The organism is Vreelandella nigrificans (assembly GCF_002374315.1).
GTDB lineage: Bacteria > Pseudomonadota > Gammaproteobacteria > Pseudomonadales > Halomonadaceae > Vreelandella > Vreelandella nigrificans.
This window is the reverse complement of the sequence record NZ_NWUX01000010.1, coordinates 105487-124386: the sequence shown is the minus strand read 5'-3', so window position 1 is coordinate 124386 and position 18900 is coordinate 105487. Positions and strand designations below refer to the sequence as shown.

The 18900-nt window shown below is 54.8% G+C and carries 8 protein-coding genes and 2 pseudogenes; 7 read left to right on the top strand and 3 right to left on the bottom strand.

The window, feature by feature from the left end:
- Nucleotide 1: 1 nt before the first annotated feature.
- The 3 genes and pseudogenes from CPA45_RS12705 to CPA45_RS12695 all read left to right on the top strand — a co-directional run bounded on the left by CPA45_RS12705 (nt 2) and on the right by CPA45_RS12695 (nt 2424).
- Complete coding sequence (locus CPA45_RS12705; protein ID WP_096651923.1) at nt 2-1012, top strand: hypothetical protein; 1011 nt, start codon at nt 2-4, stop codon at nt 1010-1012.
- 102 nt (nt 1013-1114) lie between these two features.
- Nucleotides 1115-1327, top strand: a pseudogene (locus CPA45_RS12700) (DeoR family transcriptional regulator); the annotation flags it as partial.
- A 146-nt stretch (nt 1328-1473) separates the two neighbouring features.
- On the top strand, nt 1474-2424 hold the full coding sequence (locus tag CPA45_RS12695; protein WP_096651955.1) for a DUF808 domain-containing protein: 951 nt from the start codon (nt 1474-1476) through the stop codon (nt 2422-2424).
- Nucleotides 2425-2692: 268 nt separating this feature from the next.
- Here CPA45_RS12695 and CPA45_RS12685 read toward each other — a convergent pair whose 3' ends face one another.
- Nucleotides 2693-3541, bottom strand: a complete 849-nt coding sequence (locus CPA45_RS12685; RefSeq protein WP_244287600.1) for an AraC family transcriptional regulator — start codon at nt 3539-3541, stop codon at nt 2693-2695.
- Nucleotides 3542-3591: 50 nt separating this feature from the next.
- Here CPA45_RS12685 and CPA45_RS12680 point away from each other — a divergent pair, with 50 nt between their 5' ends.
- Nucleotides 3592-4401, top strand: a complete 810-nt coding sequence (locus CPA45_RS12680) for a sulfite exporter TauE/SafE family protein (RefSeq protein WP_096651917.1) — start codon at nt 3592-3594, stop codon at nt 4399-4401.
- A 213-nt stretch (nt 4402-4614) separates the two neighbouring features.
- Nucleotides 4615-5445: pseudogene (rhuM, locus tag CPA45_RS12675) on the top strand (RhuM family protein); the annotation flags it as partial.
- A 73-nt stretch (nt 5446-5518) separates the two neighbouring features.
- Here rhuM and CPA45_RS12670 read toward each other — a convergent pair.
- A complete protein-coding gene (locus CPA45_RS12670) occupies nt 5519-5764 on the bottom strand; it encodes a DUF1330 domain-containing protein (protein WP_479694244.1) in 246 nt (81 codons plus the stop codon).
- Nucleotides 5765-6038: 274 nt separating this feature from the next.
- Between CPA45_RS12670 and CPA45_RS12665 the strand changes: the two genes are divergently transcribed.
- Both CPA45_RS12665 and CPA45_RS12660 read left to right on the top strand, forming a co-directional pair.
- Nucleotides 6039-7238, top strand: a complete 1200-nt coding sequence (locus CPA45_RS12665) for a multidrug effflux MFS transporter (protein WP_096651915.1) — start codon at nt 6039-6041, stop codon at nt 7236-7238.
- A gap of 79 nt (nt 7239-7317) precedes the next feature.
- A complete protein-coding gene (locus CPA45_RS12660; protein WP_096651913.1) occupies nt 7318-8121 on the top strand; it encodes a PhzF family phenazine biosynthesis protein in 804 nt (267 codons plus the stop codon).
- Nucleotides 8122-8148: 27 nt separating this feature from the next.
- On the opposite strand, the gene CPA45_RS12655 is transcribed toward CPA45_RS12660, so the two are convergent.
- Nucleotides 8149-18891, bottom strand: coding sequence for a LysM peptidoglycan-binding domain-containing protein (locus CPA45_RS12655; RefSeq protein WP_096651911.1), 10743 nt, complete (start codon nt 18889-18891; stop codon nt 8149-8151).
- Nucleotides 18892-18900 lie beyond the last annotated feature (9 nt).

Here is an 18900-nt window from a genome sequence, read left to right as displayed (position 1 = left end):
TATGGCTATAATACATCCGTGGGGAAAGGTAGATTGGCTCTTTGGTAAAGTACCTAATGCGAATTGGTTGGTTGTAGCATCTAACTCTTTTGAAGAGAGATGTACTGCCTTACCCTTAATGTTGGATGAGAAATTAATAGTTAATGAGGTTTTTTGCATCGATGTTGCATCGCCAAATAGAAAGTTTGATGACTCTCTAAAAGATTTAAAATTTAAAAATAAAAGTATTTTTAATGCTGTTTTTTCTAATCGTGTCTCTCATATCGAGCATGCTTTAGATGTTCAGCCTGGTGTGTGGAACGACCTAGCCAAGGATATCGCCTGTGCTACAGATTCAGTGGTTTTAGATATTACTGCTTTGCCAAAACGTGTTTTTTTCTTTTTGTTAAAAAAATTAATTGTTGATAGTAGGGTTAAAAATATAATTGCGTGCTATACACGTGCTAAGTCATACAAAGAAGGAAAATTAACTGAAGATGCAGAGCCTCCGTCTGCCTTGCCTGGTTTTGGTAGGATTACTGCTGATGACAATGGCTCTTTAGTAATTGTTAGTGTTGGCTATATGTCATTTAACTTGAATGATTACTTAGAGCAAGGTTCAGTTAAAAATATTAAGTACTTGTTTCCTTTTCCTCCTGGTTCACCAAGCTTTAGAAGGAACTGGCATTTGTTACATAAAATAGCGCATATTTCGGGTGTCTCCACAAAAGCTGATAGTATAAAAAGAATTCATGCTATGGATATGTTTGCTGCTTTGGATTGGCTTAATGAAATCAGGGCCGAGATGGTTGTTAATAAGGGTTTAAATATGGATATGATACCTCTTGGCCCAAAAACCCATTCTCTTGCAATGGCCTTAAGTTACATAGGAAATGAAGAGTGCTCTGAGGTTATATATTCTCAACCTAGACTTTATCATCCCAATTATTCAGAAGGAATTATGCGTGATGCTAATAATTCTCCAGAAATATATGCGTACTGTCTTAAGGCGAATGGTATAAAGCAGTTTTAAATAATTTTAATATGCTGGTATATGCTATCTAAGCCTCAGGCCGTCTCTTAATGATTCAATCTACGAGGGCGGGTAGCAGCCCGATGCCACCATCTCACCACCGTGCTGAACCGCTTGTTGGATACAGTAGGGGAGGAGTTTGAGCAGGGTATCAATGCTCGTAAGTACCAATCGTTGGCCAAAGTGAGTAAAGCCACCGCAACGCGGGATTTGGCCGAGCTGCTGGAAAAAGGCTGCCTTTCCAAGCTTCCCGGCGGTGGGCGCAGTACACGCTATACGGTGTTACTTGGGCAAGCTTATGAAGGCACGCAGTAAGTAGTGGGCTTGGTCAGTGAGACCATATCGCTTGCAATGAAAATCGACCTATAGCAAGTGAATGCCTTTGCCTCAAAGCACTTTGAAGGTAATTCACCCGCTGTATGCTTTACTATCTGCACCTGTTATTCACGGAGGAAGCCTCCATGGCCATAGGCGGCTTGATAGGATTACTGGATGACATTGCCGCATTGGCGAAGTTGACCGCAGCATCTCTGGACGATGTGAGTGCCGCCGCTGGGCGTGCGACGGCGAAGGCGGCCGGGGTGGTGGTGGATGATACGGCGGTGACGCCGCAATATTTGCAGGGGGTGGCAGCAGAGCGTGAACTGTCGCTTGTGAAGCAGATCGCGCTGGGCTCGATCCGCAACAAGCTGATTTTTATTCTGCCGGTGGCGCTGCTGCTGAGTCACTTTTTGCCCGCGCTATTACCGATCATCCTGATGATAGGCGGCACTTACCTGGCTTTTGAGGGCGCGGAGAAGGTTTGGCACAAGCTTTCCGGTAAGCATGACGACGAAAAGCCAGCGGTGGAGAAGGGGCCGGAAGCCGAGAAAAAGATCGTAAGTGGCGCCATTCGTACCGATCTGATTCTTTCCGCTGAAATCATGGTGATCGCGCTGGCCACGGTCTCCCATCAGGGGTTCTGGTCTCAGCTGGCAAGCCTAGTAGTGGTCGCGTTTGTTATCACACTTCTGGTGTATGGCGTGGTGGCGCTGTTGATCAGAATGGATGATATCGGCTTGAAGCTCGCCCAGCGGGATCATTCGGGAGTTCAGACCCTGGGCCGGGGCTTGGTCACTGCCATGCCGAAGGTACTAGCGACTATCTCGATCGTGGGAACCGTCGCCATGCTTTGGGTGGGCGGGCATATTCTGATGGTCAATCTAGGTGCCGATGGAACGGGTTGGTTCAACGCGCCCTATGGGTGGGTACACCATATTGAGCATGGCATTAGCGAAGCCACCGGCGCCTTGGGCAGTACGCTGGGCTGGAGTTTCAATACGCTGTGCTCTGCGGTGATTGGCTTTTTGGTGGGCTCGGTGGTGGTGGGTGTGCTGCACCTACTTCCCGGTAAGAGAGGGAAAAATACCTGAAATCTTTAAGAATCAGATATTTTGTTAACTCAAAGTACACCCTATTTAAATTTTTCAAAGAGCGCAGGGCTGACTCTTAGTAAAGTGCTAATTTTTGAACTATGAGTGCACATTAAAAAGCAATACTTAAGAGAGTGCTTGTCGCCAAGAAGGGCGTCTTCGCGTTCAAGGGCGGCACGGCGATAAACCTGTTCTATCATGACCACTTCCAAAATAATCCTTGAGCCGAATAAAAAGCCTATTCGGCTCAATTTGTGATCCGAATATATCATTTTAAGGCGCCGTCCTCTTTTAACGCCTCCCGGACGAAAGCGCTGGGAGATTGGCCGAGCACCTTGCGAAACATGCTGGAGAATGCGCCTGGGCTGTCGTAGCCGAGCTCCAGCGCGGTTCGGGTAACGGAACTGCCGGAGAGTAGCCTGGGAATAGCCGCCATCAGGCAGGCCTGTTGGCGCCATACGCCAAAGGAGAGTCCGGTCTGCTGACGGAACAGGCGGTTGAAGGTGCGCTGACTGCAATGTAACTGCTGGGCCCATTCATCAGGCAGCGTGTGAATGTTTGGCTGGCCGAGAAACGCTCTGCACAGGTTGGCGAGTGGAAGGTCTTGGGGCAGGGGGGCAAACAGTGGCAGGACCTGAGCCTGTTCCAGTTCGCATAGAAGTAGTTGAGCCAGGGCACCGTCGCGGCCGTTTTCGTCATAGCGCGCGGGGATGTGGGCGGAAGCCAGCAGTAGGTGGTGCAGGAGAGGCGTCACGACCAGCACCTCGCAGCTAGGCGAGGCACGTGGCGCGGCGTGGGGCTCGATATACAGGCTTCGGGTGCTCACTCCATTCATGCGCACCTGATGGCGCTTGCCCGCAGGCAGCCAGACGCCGCTGTAGGGCGGCACCATCCAGGTGCCGTCATCCGTATTGACTTCCATCACGCCGCTCATGCCATAGAGAAACTGGGCACGCCGATGGGTATGAAAATCGAGGAGGGTGCCGGGGCGGTAATCAGTGCCGATGGCTACGATGGGCCGTGCTACATGATCCACATCTGACAGGGGCGTATTGAGCATTAGCGTTAACCTGGCTGAAACGCGTTGATGGTTGTCCAAATGGCGAATGTCAGCCAACCCTTGCCAGCATATAGTGCCTGCTGTTTCGTTTCATCAGGAGAGTACCGGTGTATAGCGTATTGCTGCTTTGTGGCGGGTTAGCGGGAGTGACCACCGTGTTGTTCGGTTTCGGCGGTGGGTTTGTTGTGGTTCCTTTGCTGTATACCCTGCTGATGACCGTCCATGGGCTGGATAGTGGCATCGGTCAGGCGGCCATGCATATCGCGGTGGCTACCTCGACGGCGTTGATGGTCTTTGCTGCTTCGCTGTCCACATGGCGCCACCATCAGCGGCAGACTGTGCAGTGGCATCTGGTGCGGCCGCTGGTGGGCTATATCGCCATGGGGGCAGTGCTTGGCGCGGCGGCGGCCGTGTCGTTAAGTGGCGAGTGGGTGCGCTGGGCATTTATCGGCTATTTGGGGCTTACGATTATGGATGCCGTTCTGCGGCCCGGTTTTCTGCATCAGGCGGAGAGCAGCGTGCGCCCTATGGGGCGTGGGGTAACGGCTCTGACGGGGACATTGATTGGTGCGGTGGCCGCCTTGTTGGGTGTTGGCGGCAGTGTGATGACCGTTCCGCTCATGCGCCGTAGAGGCGCGAGCATGACGGCAGCCACCGCTATGGCCAATCCGTTGTCGTTGCCCATGGCGGTGAGTGGCACCGCGACGTATGTGTTGCTGTCGTCAAATCACCCCGCGCTGGGGGACTGGTATGCCGGTTATGTGGATCTGCGCGCCTTGCTGGTACTCGCCGTGGGCTCATGGCTAGGCATCCGACTGGCGTCGATCTGGATCGGACGCCTCCCTGATCGTATTCATGCCAGGGTATACCTGCTATTGCTGACCATGGTGCTGGTGGTGATGGTTTTTGTGCGTTGAAGCGTCTAATTTTGCTTGGCAGAATTATGGTAATTTTAACTGTATGTATGAACAGTTTTTGTGGTAATGTTTACTTAGTCTCTGATTGCGAGCGCGTTTGACTCTCTTGTTTAGTATGGAAAGGTGACTACTGCCGTATTGAGTGCTGCTTGCTTGGGAGGTGCTTGTTTTAAAGACATAAAGCGTTTGATGTAAACCTGGGAGTCAGCACTCATGAATGATCAGCAAATACAGATATTCACCAGCGAAGATGGGCAATCACACCTCGAGGTAACGCTGGAACAAGATACCGTTTGGTTAAGCCAGGCACAGATGGGGGGCTTGTTCGCAACTACGCCCGAAAACGTTCTCATGCACCTACAGAATATTTTTAAAGACGATGAATTGAGTGAGCAGGCAACTACTAAGGATTTCTTAGTAGTTCGCCAAGAGGGTAAACGGCAGGTTCGACGCAGCATCAAGCATTACAATCTGGATGCTATTATTTCCGTTGGGTATCGGGTCAGTTCCAAGCGTGCCACCCAGTTTCGTAGATGGGCCACTCAGGTTCTTAAAGACCATTTGGTTCAAGGTTACACCCTAAACCAACGCCGCCTAACTGAGCGTGGAATAGAGTTTGAGCAGGCGGTGAGTTTGCTCAGCCGAACCCTGACCAATCAAGGCTTGGTTTCAACCGAGGGCGAAGCGGTTGCCCGTGTGATTAGCGATTACGCCCGCTCCTGGAGTTTGCTACAGGGCTACGATGAGCAGCAGTTGGCGGAAGTGGGCATCAAACAGCCGGGTATGCAGCCTTTAGGGCTGGAAGAGGCACTTCAGGCCATCGGTGAGTTGAAACAGACCCTGATTGGCAAGGGGGAGGCCACCGAGCTATTCGGTCAGTTACGGGGTGACGGTCTGACGTCCGCCCTGGCCACCATTGAGCAAGGCTTTGGGGATGAGCTTTTTTACCCCAACGTCGCCACCCGCGCCGCGCATCTGCTTTACTTTGTGATCAAGAATCACCCTCTGGCCGATGGCAACAAACGCTGCGGCTCGTTTCTATTCTTGTGGTACCTGCGCCGCAACGCCGCGTTGCTGGCAAAGCTCCCTCCGCCGATGACCGCAGGGGCTTTGCCCATTAATCCTCTTCTATTCCATCCACTAGAAAAACGCGATAGTCGGCACCCTGGAAACGGTGTTTGCGGGCTTCCTGATAGGCGGGGCTTTCGTACCAGGCACGGGCGGCGGCCATGTCGGGGAAACGAAGAATCACCGCACCTTCCATGGCGCTTCCTTCTAGCACCTCAAAATCACCATAAAAGGCGAGTGGTTGCGGGTCGTGGCCTTCGCGGGCGGCTTTGGCTTTTTCGCTGTAGCGCTTCATTTCTTCGTTGTCGTGAGTGTGTTCACGGGTTAGTACGATGTAGGCGGGCATTCGGCTCTCCTCGTTGGTATTAAATACGCTATGCAATCATACCTGTTGTTGGTTGGGCGCTGTCCTCTTACTCCCATAACCTTACTCTCAAACCCCTGTTCTCAAAACCTTGCTCCCAAAGCCCCATTAGCAAACCACCTACCTATTCGATTGCCTTGATAGCAACTGTCGGTATCATATTGTGGGTGTTGTCCATCATCACGCCCCTTTACCGCGAGCTTCTATGACCCAATCTAAAACGCCGTTCATTGTGGTGCTGAGCTTGGCATTGACCATGATGCTGGGCCCGTTTTCCATGGATACGTACCTGCCGGCCTTTCCAGTCATCGGCGAATCGCTGGGGATTGCTCAGCAGGCGGTATCGCTGAGCGTTTCGGTGTACGTATTCGCGATGGCGTTTGGTCAGTTAATCGGCGGTGCGCTTTCAGACCGCTTTGGGCGCCAGCGGGTGTTGATGAGCGGGCTGGCGATTTTTGCGCTCTCAAGCATTTTCATTGGCATGGCAGATTCTTTGAACACGCTGCTCGTTGGGCGGGCAGTTCAGGCTCTTGGCGCCGGTTTTACTCTGGTATCTGTGCCGGCGCTGGTGCGTGACCGGGTGTCAGGCCGCGACGCCGCGAAACTATTCTCGCTGATGGGCTTTATCATGGTATTGGCACCGGGCATTGCGCCGAGCGTGGGCAGCGCGATTCTGGCGCTGGGTTCCTGGCACACTATCTTTTTCGCCTTGGCGATATACGCGGTGCTGCTGGTGCCGTTGCTGGTGCGGGTGATCTTTACCGGTACGGGCAAGGTGTCTCGAGCGAAAAGCCCTAAGATGAGCCTGCTGGCGCGTTATAAGCTGGTACTGTCCACAAAACCGGCCCTGCCGTTCATCGTTTGGCAGGCTGCCTCTTTTTCTACCCTGATGATGTTCATCACCTATGCGTCATTTATCTATCAGGGGCACTTCGGCCAGTCGCCTTCAAGCTTTTCGATGCTGTTTGCGGCGAATATCGTCGCGATGCTTATCTTCAACATTCTCAATCGAGTGTTGCTTTCCAGGCTATCGTCACTGCGTATTCTGCAGTTGGCAACGGGCTGTCAGGGTGTCGGCATACTGTTGTTGGTGATGGCTGCCTTTATGGAGTGGCCGTTGTACGCCTTCCTGCCTGCTATGATGCTGACCATCGGCGCGATAGGGGCGATCTCGCCGAATATTCAGGCCTGCTTTTTGGAGTACTTTCCCACCAGTGGCGGGACGGCTGCAGCGCTTTTGGGCGCCGCCCAGTTCGGTGTCGCTGGGCTGCTGAGCGCATTGTCCGCCATGTTGCCGCATACGCTTGAAGCGGTCATCCTATCCATGGCCGCCTGTGGCTCGGTGGCGTATCTGATGCTTGCCCGTTCTATCATCAAAGGGCAGGCCGATGTTGAGGCGAACTGAGCTAGACGGTACGCACTTGCCAAAAGCCTCGTGTTATCCAAAACATAATGACCCATGACGTTAGAAAAGGTTGGCTGTGATGAACATTGATCTTTACCAAGTAGATGCGTTTGCCTCTAAGCCCTTTGAAGGCAATCCTGCGGCGGTTTGCCCGTTGGAGGCATGGCTGGATGATGGATTGTTGCAGGCCATTGCGACGGAGAACAACCTCTCTGAAACCGCCTTTTTTGTGCCTACTGAATCCGGCTACCACCTACGCTGGTTTACCCCTGCGGTGGAAGTGGATCTGTGTGGTCATGCCACGCTGGCGGCGGCTTGGGTGATTTTTAACGAGCTGGGCGAAAGCGCTGAAACTCTGCATTTCGAGACACGCAGTGGGCTGCTATTAGTTCAGCGAGATGGCGATGAGCTGGCAATGGATTTTCCCGCGAAAACGCTGGAACCCTTGGCGATGCATACTGAGGTAGCCTCCGCGCTGGGCGGTATCAATATCGAAGAATTACTGATCTCCGACGACATTGTCGTGGTGGTCAACAATGCACAACTGATCGAGTCGCTAGAGCCGGATATGCAGCAATTGAAGCGACTCCCTGGGCGCGGCATAGTCGTTACCGCCAAAGGCCACGATACGGATTTTGTATCCCGCTGGTTTGGTCCCAAGGTGGGCGTGGAAGAAGACCCCGTTACCGGCTCGGCCCATACCTCGCTTGCGCCTTATTGGGCGAAACGGCTGGGTAAACAGCAGCTTACTGCACGCCAGGGTGGTGCCCGCAAAGGCACACTGAGCTGTGTCGTGGAGGGCGACCGAGTAATGATAAAAGGCCGCGTGGCGCCTTATCTAAACGGGAGCATCACGCTGCCAAATAGTCACCCGGCTGGCTAAGAGCAAGCTAGTAGCCTTTGCTATTGATCAACTGTCTTGTATCACCATATTGGCTGCCAGCGTTAGGTTAGCGATCCTCAGCAATGGCAAACTAGCACTGCTGGCCGCCGAGAAAACGGTAATATCAAAGCTGAAGCCAGCGCTTGAGTTGACCAGGGGCTTGGTGTCATTGAACCAGCTTTGCGCATAGTCTCCGACCGTAGCGATGAAGCTTGGGTCGACCTTTCCTTCGGTCGAGGTTGGCGCCAAAAGCGACAGTGGTAAAACCGTGTCTGGGATCTGGGGGTCTCCAACCAGATTGTAGCGATAGGTGGTCTCAATCCGCACCAGCAACGGTTCCTGGATAGGCACTTGGGGTAGCGGCGCGAGCAGTTCGTTGAAAAACGGTTCAAGCCATTGGGTTACTGTTTGTGGTGTCTCTCCGCTCAGCGTGTAGCTTGGGATACTGATCAGTGGCACCAAAGGATTGGCGAATTTCGCCGGTGCTGTGGTGAATTCGAATGCTGGCGTGGTTTTAACATCGAGATCTGGTGACAGATGTCGGTTGCGCATGACCTGGATGGAAGCCCACCCGCTTTGCAGCGCGAACAGGTCAAGGTCGCTGAAGCCTACCCGACGCTCCGAGTCGGTGCGAGCGGTCTCGTAGGCAAGCCATTCGGGCAGCTCCGGATTTGCCGCTTTGCGTCGCTTGTACTGCCACACCACCGCACCAGTTTTGGGTGTGCTGCTGATTTCGTGGGGCTCGTAGTTCTGTGAGTTGATAACTACCTGAGCCAGGGAGAGGAAATTGTCTGTGCTCTCCTGACTGATCTCAAAACGCTGCGGAATGATCTCGACCTGGGCGCGGCCTTCGTCGGAGGGTGTCAGCAGGATCTCGAAGATATATTCAACGCGAGGTGCGGCCTTGGCGAACTGGGCGGTGAGTACTCCCCTGGCCCACTCATCGTAGGCCGTGGCGACATTCGACGTCACGGCTTCGAAGGCTGCAATGGCATCCTTGGCTAAGGCAACGGATGGGTCTGTGGAAGGCGTTTTGCCGCTGATTGGCCGCAGGTAAGACTCCAGATCACGCGCTACCGCTGGGTAAATTGCTACAAATTGGGCCAAGGCATCGAAAAGTGCCTTATCTTTATTTGCGCCTACCAGGTCATCGTCGGAGATACTGGCATCCTGGTTAAAGACGACATCGGCCATAACCGAATCTTGGGCCGCTTGTTGTAGCAGATACGCGAAATCGTAGCGCCAGGATTTGAGCTCGGCAGGGCTTTGCGGTGCGGCCATACTTGGGGTGCCGGTCTGCGCTTCAACCGTAGCAGGCTGTGGCAAAGCACGTAACGCTACCGGAATGGAGAAGCTATCGCCCTTGGCAGGTTTAATGGCTGTTGTGATCGGCCCGGTGAGGAATGAGATCCAGCTGGATTGCTCATAGTTCTCGATCCCTGGTACACCGTGGATGTCGTACTCAATGTGAGTGAGGGTGTAATCAAGCTGCAACTCTACATAGCTTTCCGATTCGGTTGATCGGGAGGTGGCAAGAAAGGCCAGCGTGCTGGTGTCTTCGCCCTGGGTCAACGGGATCTTACCGGTGGCGAGGGAGAAGTTGTCGTTTGGTAGCTTCGTGCTTGCTCCTGTCAGTGTCGCGCCGGGTTGGCCGAACAAACGCGGTGGCACATCGGCACGACCCAGTGGTGGTGTATAGGACGTACCCGTAACCGGCAGCACCGTCACTGCCGTTAACGAGTTCGCACTACTGAGCCGATTTAAGAGGGCCTGTTTCAGTTTCTCCGTTGCCGTTGGACGCAGGCTATCGTCACCGCCAACGAGTACTGAGGTAGCGGTTGAGGAAATGGCGTTCGCAAGCGTTTTTTTGTGCTCAAGCAGGCGCCACAGGTACCCCGTTTTTTCGGGCTCGATGGGCAAGCCATTCTGGGTTTCGGGGTCGTCGGTTAAACCGAGTAGCCGGTCGAGCTGGTAGAGCGGCGTGGAGAAAGTTGCAGCCAGCACATCATCGACCGCTGTTAACACCTCCTCCAACCAAATATTTGGATCAACGCTGGTGAAAGTAGTGAGTGTGCCTAAGTCGGCAGCCGGGTAGGGCGTACCCGTTTCGTAAGGGAGCAAGTCGACCTCTATGGTGACCAAGTTCGACGCGATAGGTAACGGTGCAAAATAACTCGCCGTGTTGCCAATCTGGTAGCCGATACCTGCCGGTGTTGCTGCATTAGGCTTGGCCATGCGCACCGCCCAGACGGTCGAGCCGTTACCGGTGCTGGATGCACTTGGGTCAGGTGAACCAGTACCGACTCTCATCTGCCAATTCTCAGTCTGGAAGGCCTTTTCGAAGCGTAGCGCGAACTCGGTCAGTGCTACCGGGTAGGCTGGCGCCTCATCTGCTGCTTTAAGGTTCGGCTGTGGCAGCTCGATGAGGCCGTTGGCGGGAATGCTGGAAACCTCCCGTAATCCACCACGTACGGCGCGTAGGTTAGGTGCCACCCATTCGGCCTGGCGTGTAAAGCTGAGGCCTAGCTCAAGCTGATGAATATCTGCGGTGGTGTCGATCTCGTTGAGGTCGATGCTGCGGGTAATCGTCGTTTTATTGGGTGGCGTTGCCGTTTGGCCATCCGCACGTGCAGTCAGATAGGTAATCGCCGTGCTCAGATAGTCTAGAACCTGTGCACGTTCGGCTGCCGTCAGCGGTTGGGTCTGCTGGGGCATCAGCGAGTTTTCGAAGGCCATGGTGACCACTGGGCCATCCAGCCCCACCATGCCAAGCGCTGTATAGTCCTGGATGAGTTGGAAGTAGACCCGTGTCAGTTGAGAGAGATCACTGCGCGCGGTGCGTTGCCATACCGGTAGTGTGTCTCCAGCGCGGACGATATGCAGGTCACTGGCGCGGCTGAGTTGGGTCTCTGGCTCGTAGGGCGTCGGGTCGAATACCAGCTCGATGCTCAGTTGGGGTGCTCCAGCATCGCCGGAGTACATATGGGCTCGGGTAGTCGAGGGCCAGGCATCGATAGGGATTAGCGCATCGGAGCAGGTCAGCATTGTCCCTAGTGTGCCATAAGGCGGTGAGGCTTCCTGCTCAACCGTGTTGAAGGGGTTGGGAATTCGGTTGCCGAACAGGTCGAGCCAGTCTAACGCCAGTGTTAGCGGCGTTCCGACACCAAGGTAAGGGTTGCCAGAAGGATCAAGCAGGCTGGTATCGCCTGGCACGGCATTGGTCAATGCCTTGCCGGTGAAGCCGAGGGCCTGACTGTAGTGATAAGGCGTATCCTCTGCCAGTGCTTGTCTCGTCAGCACCCGCGAGCGTGGCGCAGAGGTCGGCTCGGCCGGTGGATCCTTCGGGCCGAAAGAGGCGCCCATAGGGCTGGCCTCGAAATAGGGCGTAGCGACGATCTGCGCACTAAGCAACTGATAAAGCTGCAGCAGCGTGTCTTGGGTATAGGTTTTCAGGTCTGCTGTTGTCGGGTTCTCTGGTAGTTGCGGTATCGCACCGCGCTCGCGCTGTAGGCTGAAGCCAGCGTTACCGAGACCAAGGTTGGGTTTGGCTGCCAAGGCTAGGGGGTCGATATTGACTACATCTCCGATGAGTCCTGCTGTATTACGCGCGCCGTAAATTAATGAGGCCAGCGAAGTGTTGAAATAGCGCGCCATGTCGGTGAGTGTTGATCCTGCTGCACCACCCACCTGGTAAGTGAAAGGCGGAATACGGAAGACTGACAGAGGGGCTACCGGAACACCTGGATTCCAAGTCGTAATATCGGTCTTGGTTACGCCTTGCCCTGGTACGCTGCCAGCAGAGTAATAGTCGGCAAGCGTCTGCAGTGGGTCGGCGGTGGCCGCCTGTTGCGGAGTTAACTGGGCAATGAGGCCGGAGATGGGGACATGGGCGCCAGCGGTAAGCGTCACGCTGGAGTTGGCCTTGGCCAGACCGGCTAAGTCGAGCCCATAGGCCGCCGTAATCTCGGCTGGTGTCAAACCGGAGACGTCGCCGCTGGGGGCTGGTGCCGAAGTGCCGGTGAGCTGTACCACCGAGGATTTTGGATCGATCGGCGCCGAGGTCACCAGGGCGTTCACTGCGTTAAATACCCTGGTTGCCGATTGCAACTCGGCGTCACGGCGTAAGGTGATCACCAGTGTTAGCGTTGCGGTGCCGTCGGTATCGAATAAGCCCGTTGGTAGGCCAGAGCCAGTGACGAGGTTTTGATAGAACAGGAAGCTGCCACCTGAATTAACGGTACTCAGCTCCCACAGTAGTTTGATGAACTCCGCTGGGGCCATCGCAATCCCTGTCGGAGGCTCCTCGGCCAACAGGGCACTGGCTCGGAATGCACCTGCCGGTGGGTTGGTCTCGGTAGAAAGGTTCGACTGGACGATGTAAGACAGGAAGTCGGATGGTGCTTGGCTGGTCAGCCCCGGTACGCCGTTGTTGATGTCGGCATAGGTCAGGAACAAGCCACTGACGAGGTCTTCGCCGATGCTTGCCATGGCGGTAAGCAGTCGTTCGAGCAGAACCGACTCCCCTGGATTGGGGCCAATAATTTCATAGGCATAAGGCGCGAAGTCCTGTGCTGGCGAGCCGCTATTCCCTGGCCCCGGCGGCACTATGTCATTGGCGTCAGGCCGTTGTGGTGCTAGATCAGCTGTCTGTGCTAATGCTTTGATGCGGAAGTCGATCCGTGTCGCGAAGCTGTAGTCATCAACCGCTAGGAAGGCGGTCTTCTGTGTGGCCGGGTCTGTGGTACCGACCTCGGGAATCAGCGGCGGCAGATAAGGTTGCATCTCACTGAAGGACAAACCTTGGGCTGCGAGCGCGGCTTGGTTGGCCTCGATGATCTGTTGTAGCGCCGGAGATAGGCCAAAGAGAATGGGGCTTGCCTGAGGGGCACTGGACTGGTCGGCGACCTTGCTTTGCCCTGCCAGGGGCGCACAAACCGCCGCAAGCCCCGCGCTATCGGCGGTCTTCCACGGCACATAAGTGGCCATACCATAGCTACGTGGCTCTAGTTCCGTCTCTGGCGTTATCATCAGCGCTTCGACGCTTGGCTTGTAGCCATCGGTGCGGGCGGTATCGACTACCTGAGTCAGCAAACCCGCTTGGGCAATATTATCGAAACTCGCTGACGTACCGCTGCCAATACTGACCCAGCCGTAGTCTGGCGTATCGGGGCGGCTAAGGGTGATCGTATAGTTATCGCTGCGATTTGCCAGTGGTACCTGCTGGCCGGTCAGTTGATAGAGGCCGTAGGCGGTTTGAGTATCCCAATAGGGTGCGCCGTAGAGAAACTCTTTCGGCAACGTGAGACCTGGTGCCACAGGAAGCCGCATACCGTGCAACATATAGCGCGCCGCCATACCGGCGGTTTGGCCGAGTGAGCCGGTGGCGACGATGGACGGCCAAAGGCTCTCCTCGGGGAGTACAGAAAGCCGTGGTACGGCGAAGGCTAGATCCGTTCCAGCCTGGAACAGGTTCTCCTGTGCCATGGTACTCGGGGTCAAGAAGCTTTCCTTCGGTACATGATAGCGCGCCAGAATCGTCGCGACGGTATCGCCATCCCCGGTCGTATAGGCAACATCGGGCACAAGGGTCTGTACCGCTGCGGCAAGCAGTCCTGCCTGGGTGTAAAGCGTTGTTTGCTGAGCCAGCACCTCAAGGGTTAGATCCACGCCAGCGGCGATAGCATTGAAGTCGTCACCGGGTTGAGTGTGATAGACCTTATCGTTGAGCTCGATAGTGACTCCGGAGGCGATCAGGTTATTTTGGCTCCGGTTCGTAGTGATCAGGCTCGCTGGCTCAATGGCATAGCGGTCAGCAATGGCTTGCAGCGTGTCACCTGACTGCACCATATAGTGGATACTCGCCAGCTTCAGTGTCAGCCCTGCCGTTAGCGGATAGCTCATATTGGACGCGATCAGGTCTGCGGCATCGAGTTGGTTAGCCAGCAGACCATTCGCCCAGTCCACAATTGTATTGATCGAGGTCTTGTCGGTCAGCGGGTAGGGATAGTCATCGAAGACGTCGAGCGCCCGCTGAACCAACTGCCGGGCCAACAAAATGGTGTAGTCGGTGAGTATCATGGCCGACATCGGCACTGAAGAATTGGTGGTTTGATCGAGTGTCTGTGTGCCACCGCCATCGCTCTCGCTTTCAACATTGGCGGCCGTCTCGGCAAAAATCTGGCGTATTAACCCCTGATAGGCGGTGTCCGCGCTAACATAGGCACTTAAATCGATCGTCACTTCGCCCGTGTCCTGGGAAGGATCCGGCACGCTGAGGCGCAAAAATGGCAACGCCGGGAACAGCGTAGCACCAGCATTGAGAGCCGCTCGCCGCTCCTCGCTCAGATTGGCGTCAGGCAAGCTGATCTTCACCGTGAAGTTTTCTGCTAGGAAGGCCTCAACCTGTGCAGGAGTGAAGGGTTCGACGTCAGGGTCCGACAGGGTTTGCAGGATGCCTTCAACCGCCGCACGCGACAGGGTGCCGGTGGCCGTACTCGGCAATGGCAGCCCGGTCTCATGCGTTACGCTATTCAGGATCCATGGCAACAGTTGGGCACAGAGCTTACCAAAGGAGGTGTCAGCGCCATCTCCTGCTGGGGATTTACCCTCAGTGGGCTGCTCCGGTGCATCCATTGAAAACAGGGCAATAAGGGCACCTTCTTGCTGAGCGTAGCCAGCACTTTCCGCACCAAGAACCGTCATCTGGGTTGCCAGGGTGATCTCCAGCGTATCTGGGCTTGTCGCGGAGCGGCCTTTCGAATGTTTCAGTCGCGCTAACCCTTGTGTGGCATCGAGGCGGAAGGCGCGGTGATAAACGCCGTAGTCGAATAGCGTGCGGGGCACAGGAAAACGCCGCTGGCGCTGATAAGCACCAGCAGCGATCACGCCAATAAACACTGCCTCAGGCAGTTGACGTGACGGATCGTCCCACGGCGCCTGACTATCACTGCCAATGGTCAGTTCTTGGCGAATTGTCGCTGCGAATGACAGGCTGATAGAGATAGAGAAGAGCCCGAGGTCGATTTTTATTTTGACCGAGACGCTAACCTCAGCGGCCAGCATCAAGGGGATCTTACGGAAGCTTTCGTAGGTGATCTGGACGTAAACCTTAACCGTGATATCCACATCAGCCTTGATAATTGCAAAGTTGATCGACCCATAAAGTCGGCCGATTAGCCCGAAGGTGCCCGTCAGCTTGAAGTAATAGTCACCTTGCACTTCGTTTGATCTGCTGGAATGGGTTAGTTGATAGGGGTGCCAGGCCGCAAGTGTGCCCTCAATGATGCCGAAGACAGTGATTGAGAAACCGGCCTTTAGAATGCCGTACTCAACCGAGCGCCCTAGACCAATTTCCGCGCCGAAGCCGAACACGATGACCGGGTGGAAAGTACCTCTCGTCGTCACCGGTAGATTAGGTGCGGTAGCATTGGACAGCTTGCCGAAATAAAAGCCAGCGGAACCCAGCACCGGAACACCATAGATGATTGCCTCAACTCTGAAAGAGCGGCTGAAATCCATGTTTTTTGGGAAACCGAAGTCGATTAGGAAATCGCCATTGGTGTAGATCTGGATGCCGATAACCGGCAGGGTGACCTTAAAGGCGCCAAAATCGAGGTTGCGCAGAACCCCTGGCAGCGTGAACTCAATTTGATAAAGCCCGATATCATCGGTGATACGCTTGTAGAGAACGTCTATCTCAAGGCCATCTAAGACCTTAACCTTTTCCCCGTTGAGCGCAATGCGCAGACCGTAAAGATTGGGATCGTTAAAGACGATCTGCATATCAACCGAGTAGGTGCTAGTGGCCGGAATCTTGAGCACACCGAAGTGGAGCGCCGCCAACCAGTTGGAAGAGGGGCTATAGTAGGGCTGTCCACTCTTTTGCTGGCTTGGGTCGAAGGGCATTCCAGGGCCGTCGGAAGCTGGAATATCCGCCAGCGCTTTAATCACGGCTTTGGTGGAATCGAAAGCACCTGGATCATAGATGGCCACCCGCTGGCCAAGTGCCATCATATAAAGATGGAAGTAGCTGTTCCCGCGCCCAGGAACATCCGGCATGTTCTTGACGTCCTGCCCTTCGCTCTCTTTGTTGAACAGTGGCTCGTTCTCAAGACCGGGGATTTGCGTTGTCCCATCGATGATCAGCGTGGTCTTGCCGTCGACCTGACGGAAAACGAAGCCCTTGATGGTGAGGAAGCCCAGATTGATCGATGATGGTAGTTTGTAACTCGCGCTAACCCGATTTTTAACGCCACTTTTCAGATCAAAACTGATCGACAGCCCGTCGAGTGAGATCGTATTGAGCATATCCCAGGGGCTTGATAGGGTGAAATAGGGGTCGCCCAACATCTCCATCAGTGCCGTCACCAGGCCGCCAACAGTCCAGCCGTTCATCGAAAAGGTGATGGTCTCGTCCGTGAAGGAATACTCAGCGCGAAAGCCCTTCCAAGCCATCCACAAAACTTGACTGTACTGCTCGGCCGCGACGGCGGCACGCATCGCCTGGGTCATTGGCATGACAAGGCTCTGGACATCATTTTTGGCTGGGCCGAAACGGTAGCCGATCTCGACCGTGGCACCGATGGTGTCGAGGGTAATGGTGCCAATGACCTGGCCAGAAAACTCTGTTCCTGCGTTGCGGTTGCCATCATATTGCAAACCGATGTCAGCCAGTGTTGCCACTGGAAAGTCTTGCGTCAGCTGAAAGTTCCAACTGAGTTTGCCTGAGATTTTGTAAGACGATTGCTGTTGTTTTTCGGCGAGTATCGGGAGCGCTGCACGGTACTGGGCATTGGTCAGTGCCCCCACCGGGCGTACTGGGCTTGTCCAGCCGGCTCCCTGGTGGCGGCCCGCCACATGTCTGGCGGGACGAGTAAGCGCAGTACTAGCGTTGTTGTCGTTGTGCTTGGAAGGGGCCACTGGGATTTGTGCATTCAGTGCAAATGCTTCGACGGTCAGATCGCCGGGGATAAAATCGGGCAGTTGGTAGGCCTCAAAAAACTGCTTCAGCAAATCGCTGATGGAAATCGGCTCCAAAAGAGCAGTATCGAGGCTCCAGATTGGTGGCTGTGCCGTGCCGTCGTAGTCAACGCGCATAGAAGCAGAGAGCGGCCCAACCCGGACTTCGCCGTCGATAGAGCCGGTGTAGACAGTTACTCCCTTTTGATTATCCGTGCGGTTCGGTGTACTGGCGCCGAGCTTAAAGGCCATGTTGCTGATTTCGATCAGCTTCTGCCCATCTGGTGTCTGGATAAAAGGCACGTCCAGAGAGGCATCGACGGTAAAGCCTAACTGATAGGCTTTTTCACTGGTTTGAACGGCGATCATAATGTCGGAAAATTCGACCTCAACGCCTTGTGGCATACCGATGGCGCCGCCGGTGACCCCCATCAAGACGTCATTCATGGACGCTTTGCCATCGAAGTTGCCGTTGAAATTAAGGTCCTGGTCGATCTGAATGCGGAATTCGCCACCCGGCGAGCCATCCTTCTGGCGGAAAATGTCGGGGAATAACGTGAAAGTGGCAGAGAAGTTGGCGAAGGTCTTACTGGGTTTATCGCCCGCCATCTGCATACGCCAGTTGAACGAGAAGGCCTGGATCTCGAACTGTTCGCCGGATGTTGGATCGATGAACAGCGGGATTGGTTTGCCCTGCACCGAACCAAGCCGAGCGGCGAGGTTTGTTACCCCCATGTTTGGGCTGGCTGGTCCGGCAATTTGGAAGCCCTGCATCTGCACGCTGGCGAGATATTCCTGCAGCACCGGCGGCACCGAACGGAAATAGCTCTGGCCGGCCATCAGCGCGATGACTGCGCTCGGCGTAATCGGCTTGTCACTGTCGGCGGCTGCAATCGAGAAGGCGTAACTGTACCGGGCACTGGTTCCGGACGACGGTTCGGCGGCTTTAGGAATCAGGCTACGTAGCAGCACCGGAACCTCTGTCCCTTCGTCTGCGGACTGCAGCGTGACAACGGTTTCGACAAAATATTGCGGATTCTGGTTGTAGGTTTTTTCGGCAGCTTCGCCCTTTTCCGCCGGTAGCTCGCCTTCCACTGTTTTGACGACAAAGCCGATGCGTGGCAGTGCCACATCAATGAAAAACAGCTGGAGGTCGCCTGCCGAAGGAATGCCAGCGGAGACATCCATTTCTGGAACGAAGGTATTTTCCAGGTCAGCCGAACTAAGCTTGATGGGTCCCGATAGTACTAGGTTGGAAGGGCTCGGCAGGTTCTGGATTAGGTCGAGAATGACCTTAACGGTGCTGGGTATACGAAAGGTGCCATACAGGTTCTGGCCCGCAGCCATGCGCACGTGTGCCTGGTTGACGTCCACAGACTGATCCGCAGTGGTATAAAAAAACCGTTGGTCAATCTGCTCCAGTACGGTGTAGGGGTAGCCACTCATGGCGGTGAAGAAATCCTTCAACTGCCACCCTTGCGGCGTGACATCGATACCGAGAATTGGTGTGTCGCTGTCGTTACCTTTGCCTGTGATATGTGTCTGGCTGGTCGGCGCATTCAGGAAGGTCAGGGAGACCTCCGGGATAGAGAACGCCCCGTTAGTTACTTCGCTTACCGAGGCGCGACTGTAGGTGATCTCCAACCCATCGGTATCGTCGCCAAGCCGGAAGGCAGCTTTTATGTCAGCCGTAAAGTTTCTCGGCGGCACCAACCCGGCGTTGGTCCAGAAGGTGTCGTTGAGAATCACTGGGCCGTCTGGCGCATTGGCGAAGGCGTCGCGCAGTTTTTGGATCGGAGTTGGATCAGCCATGGGGGAGCT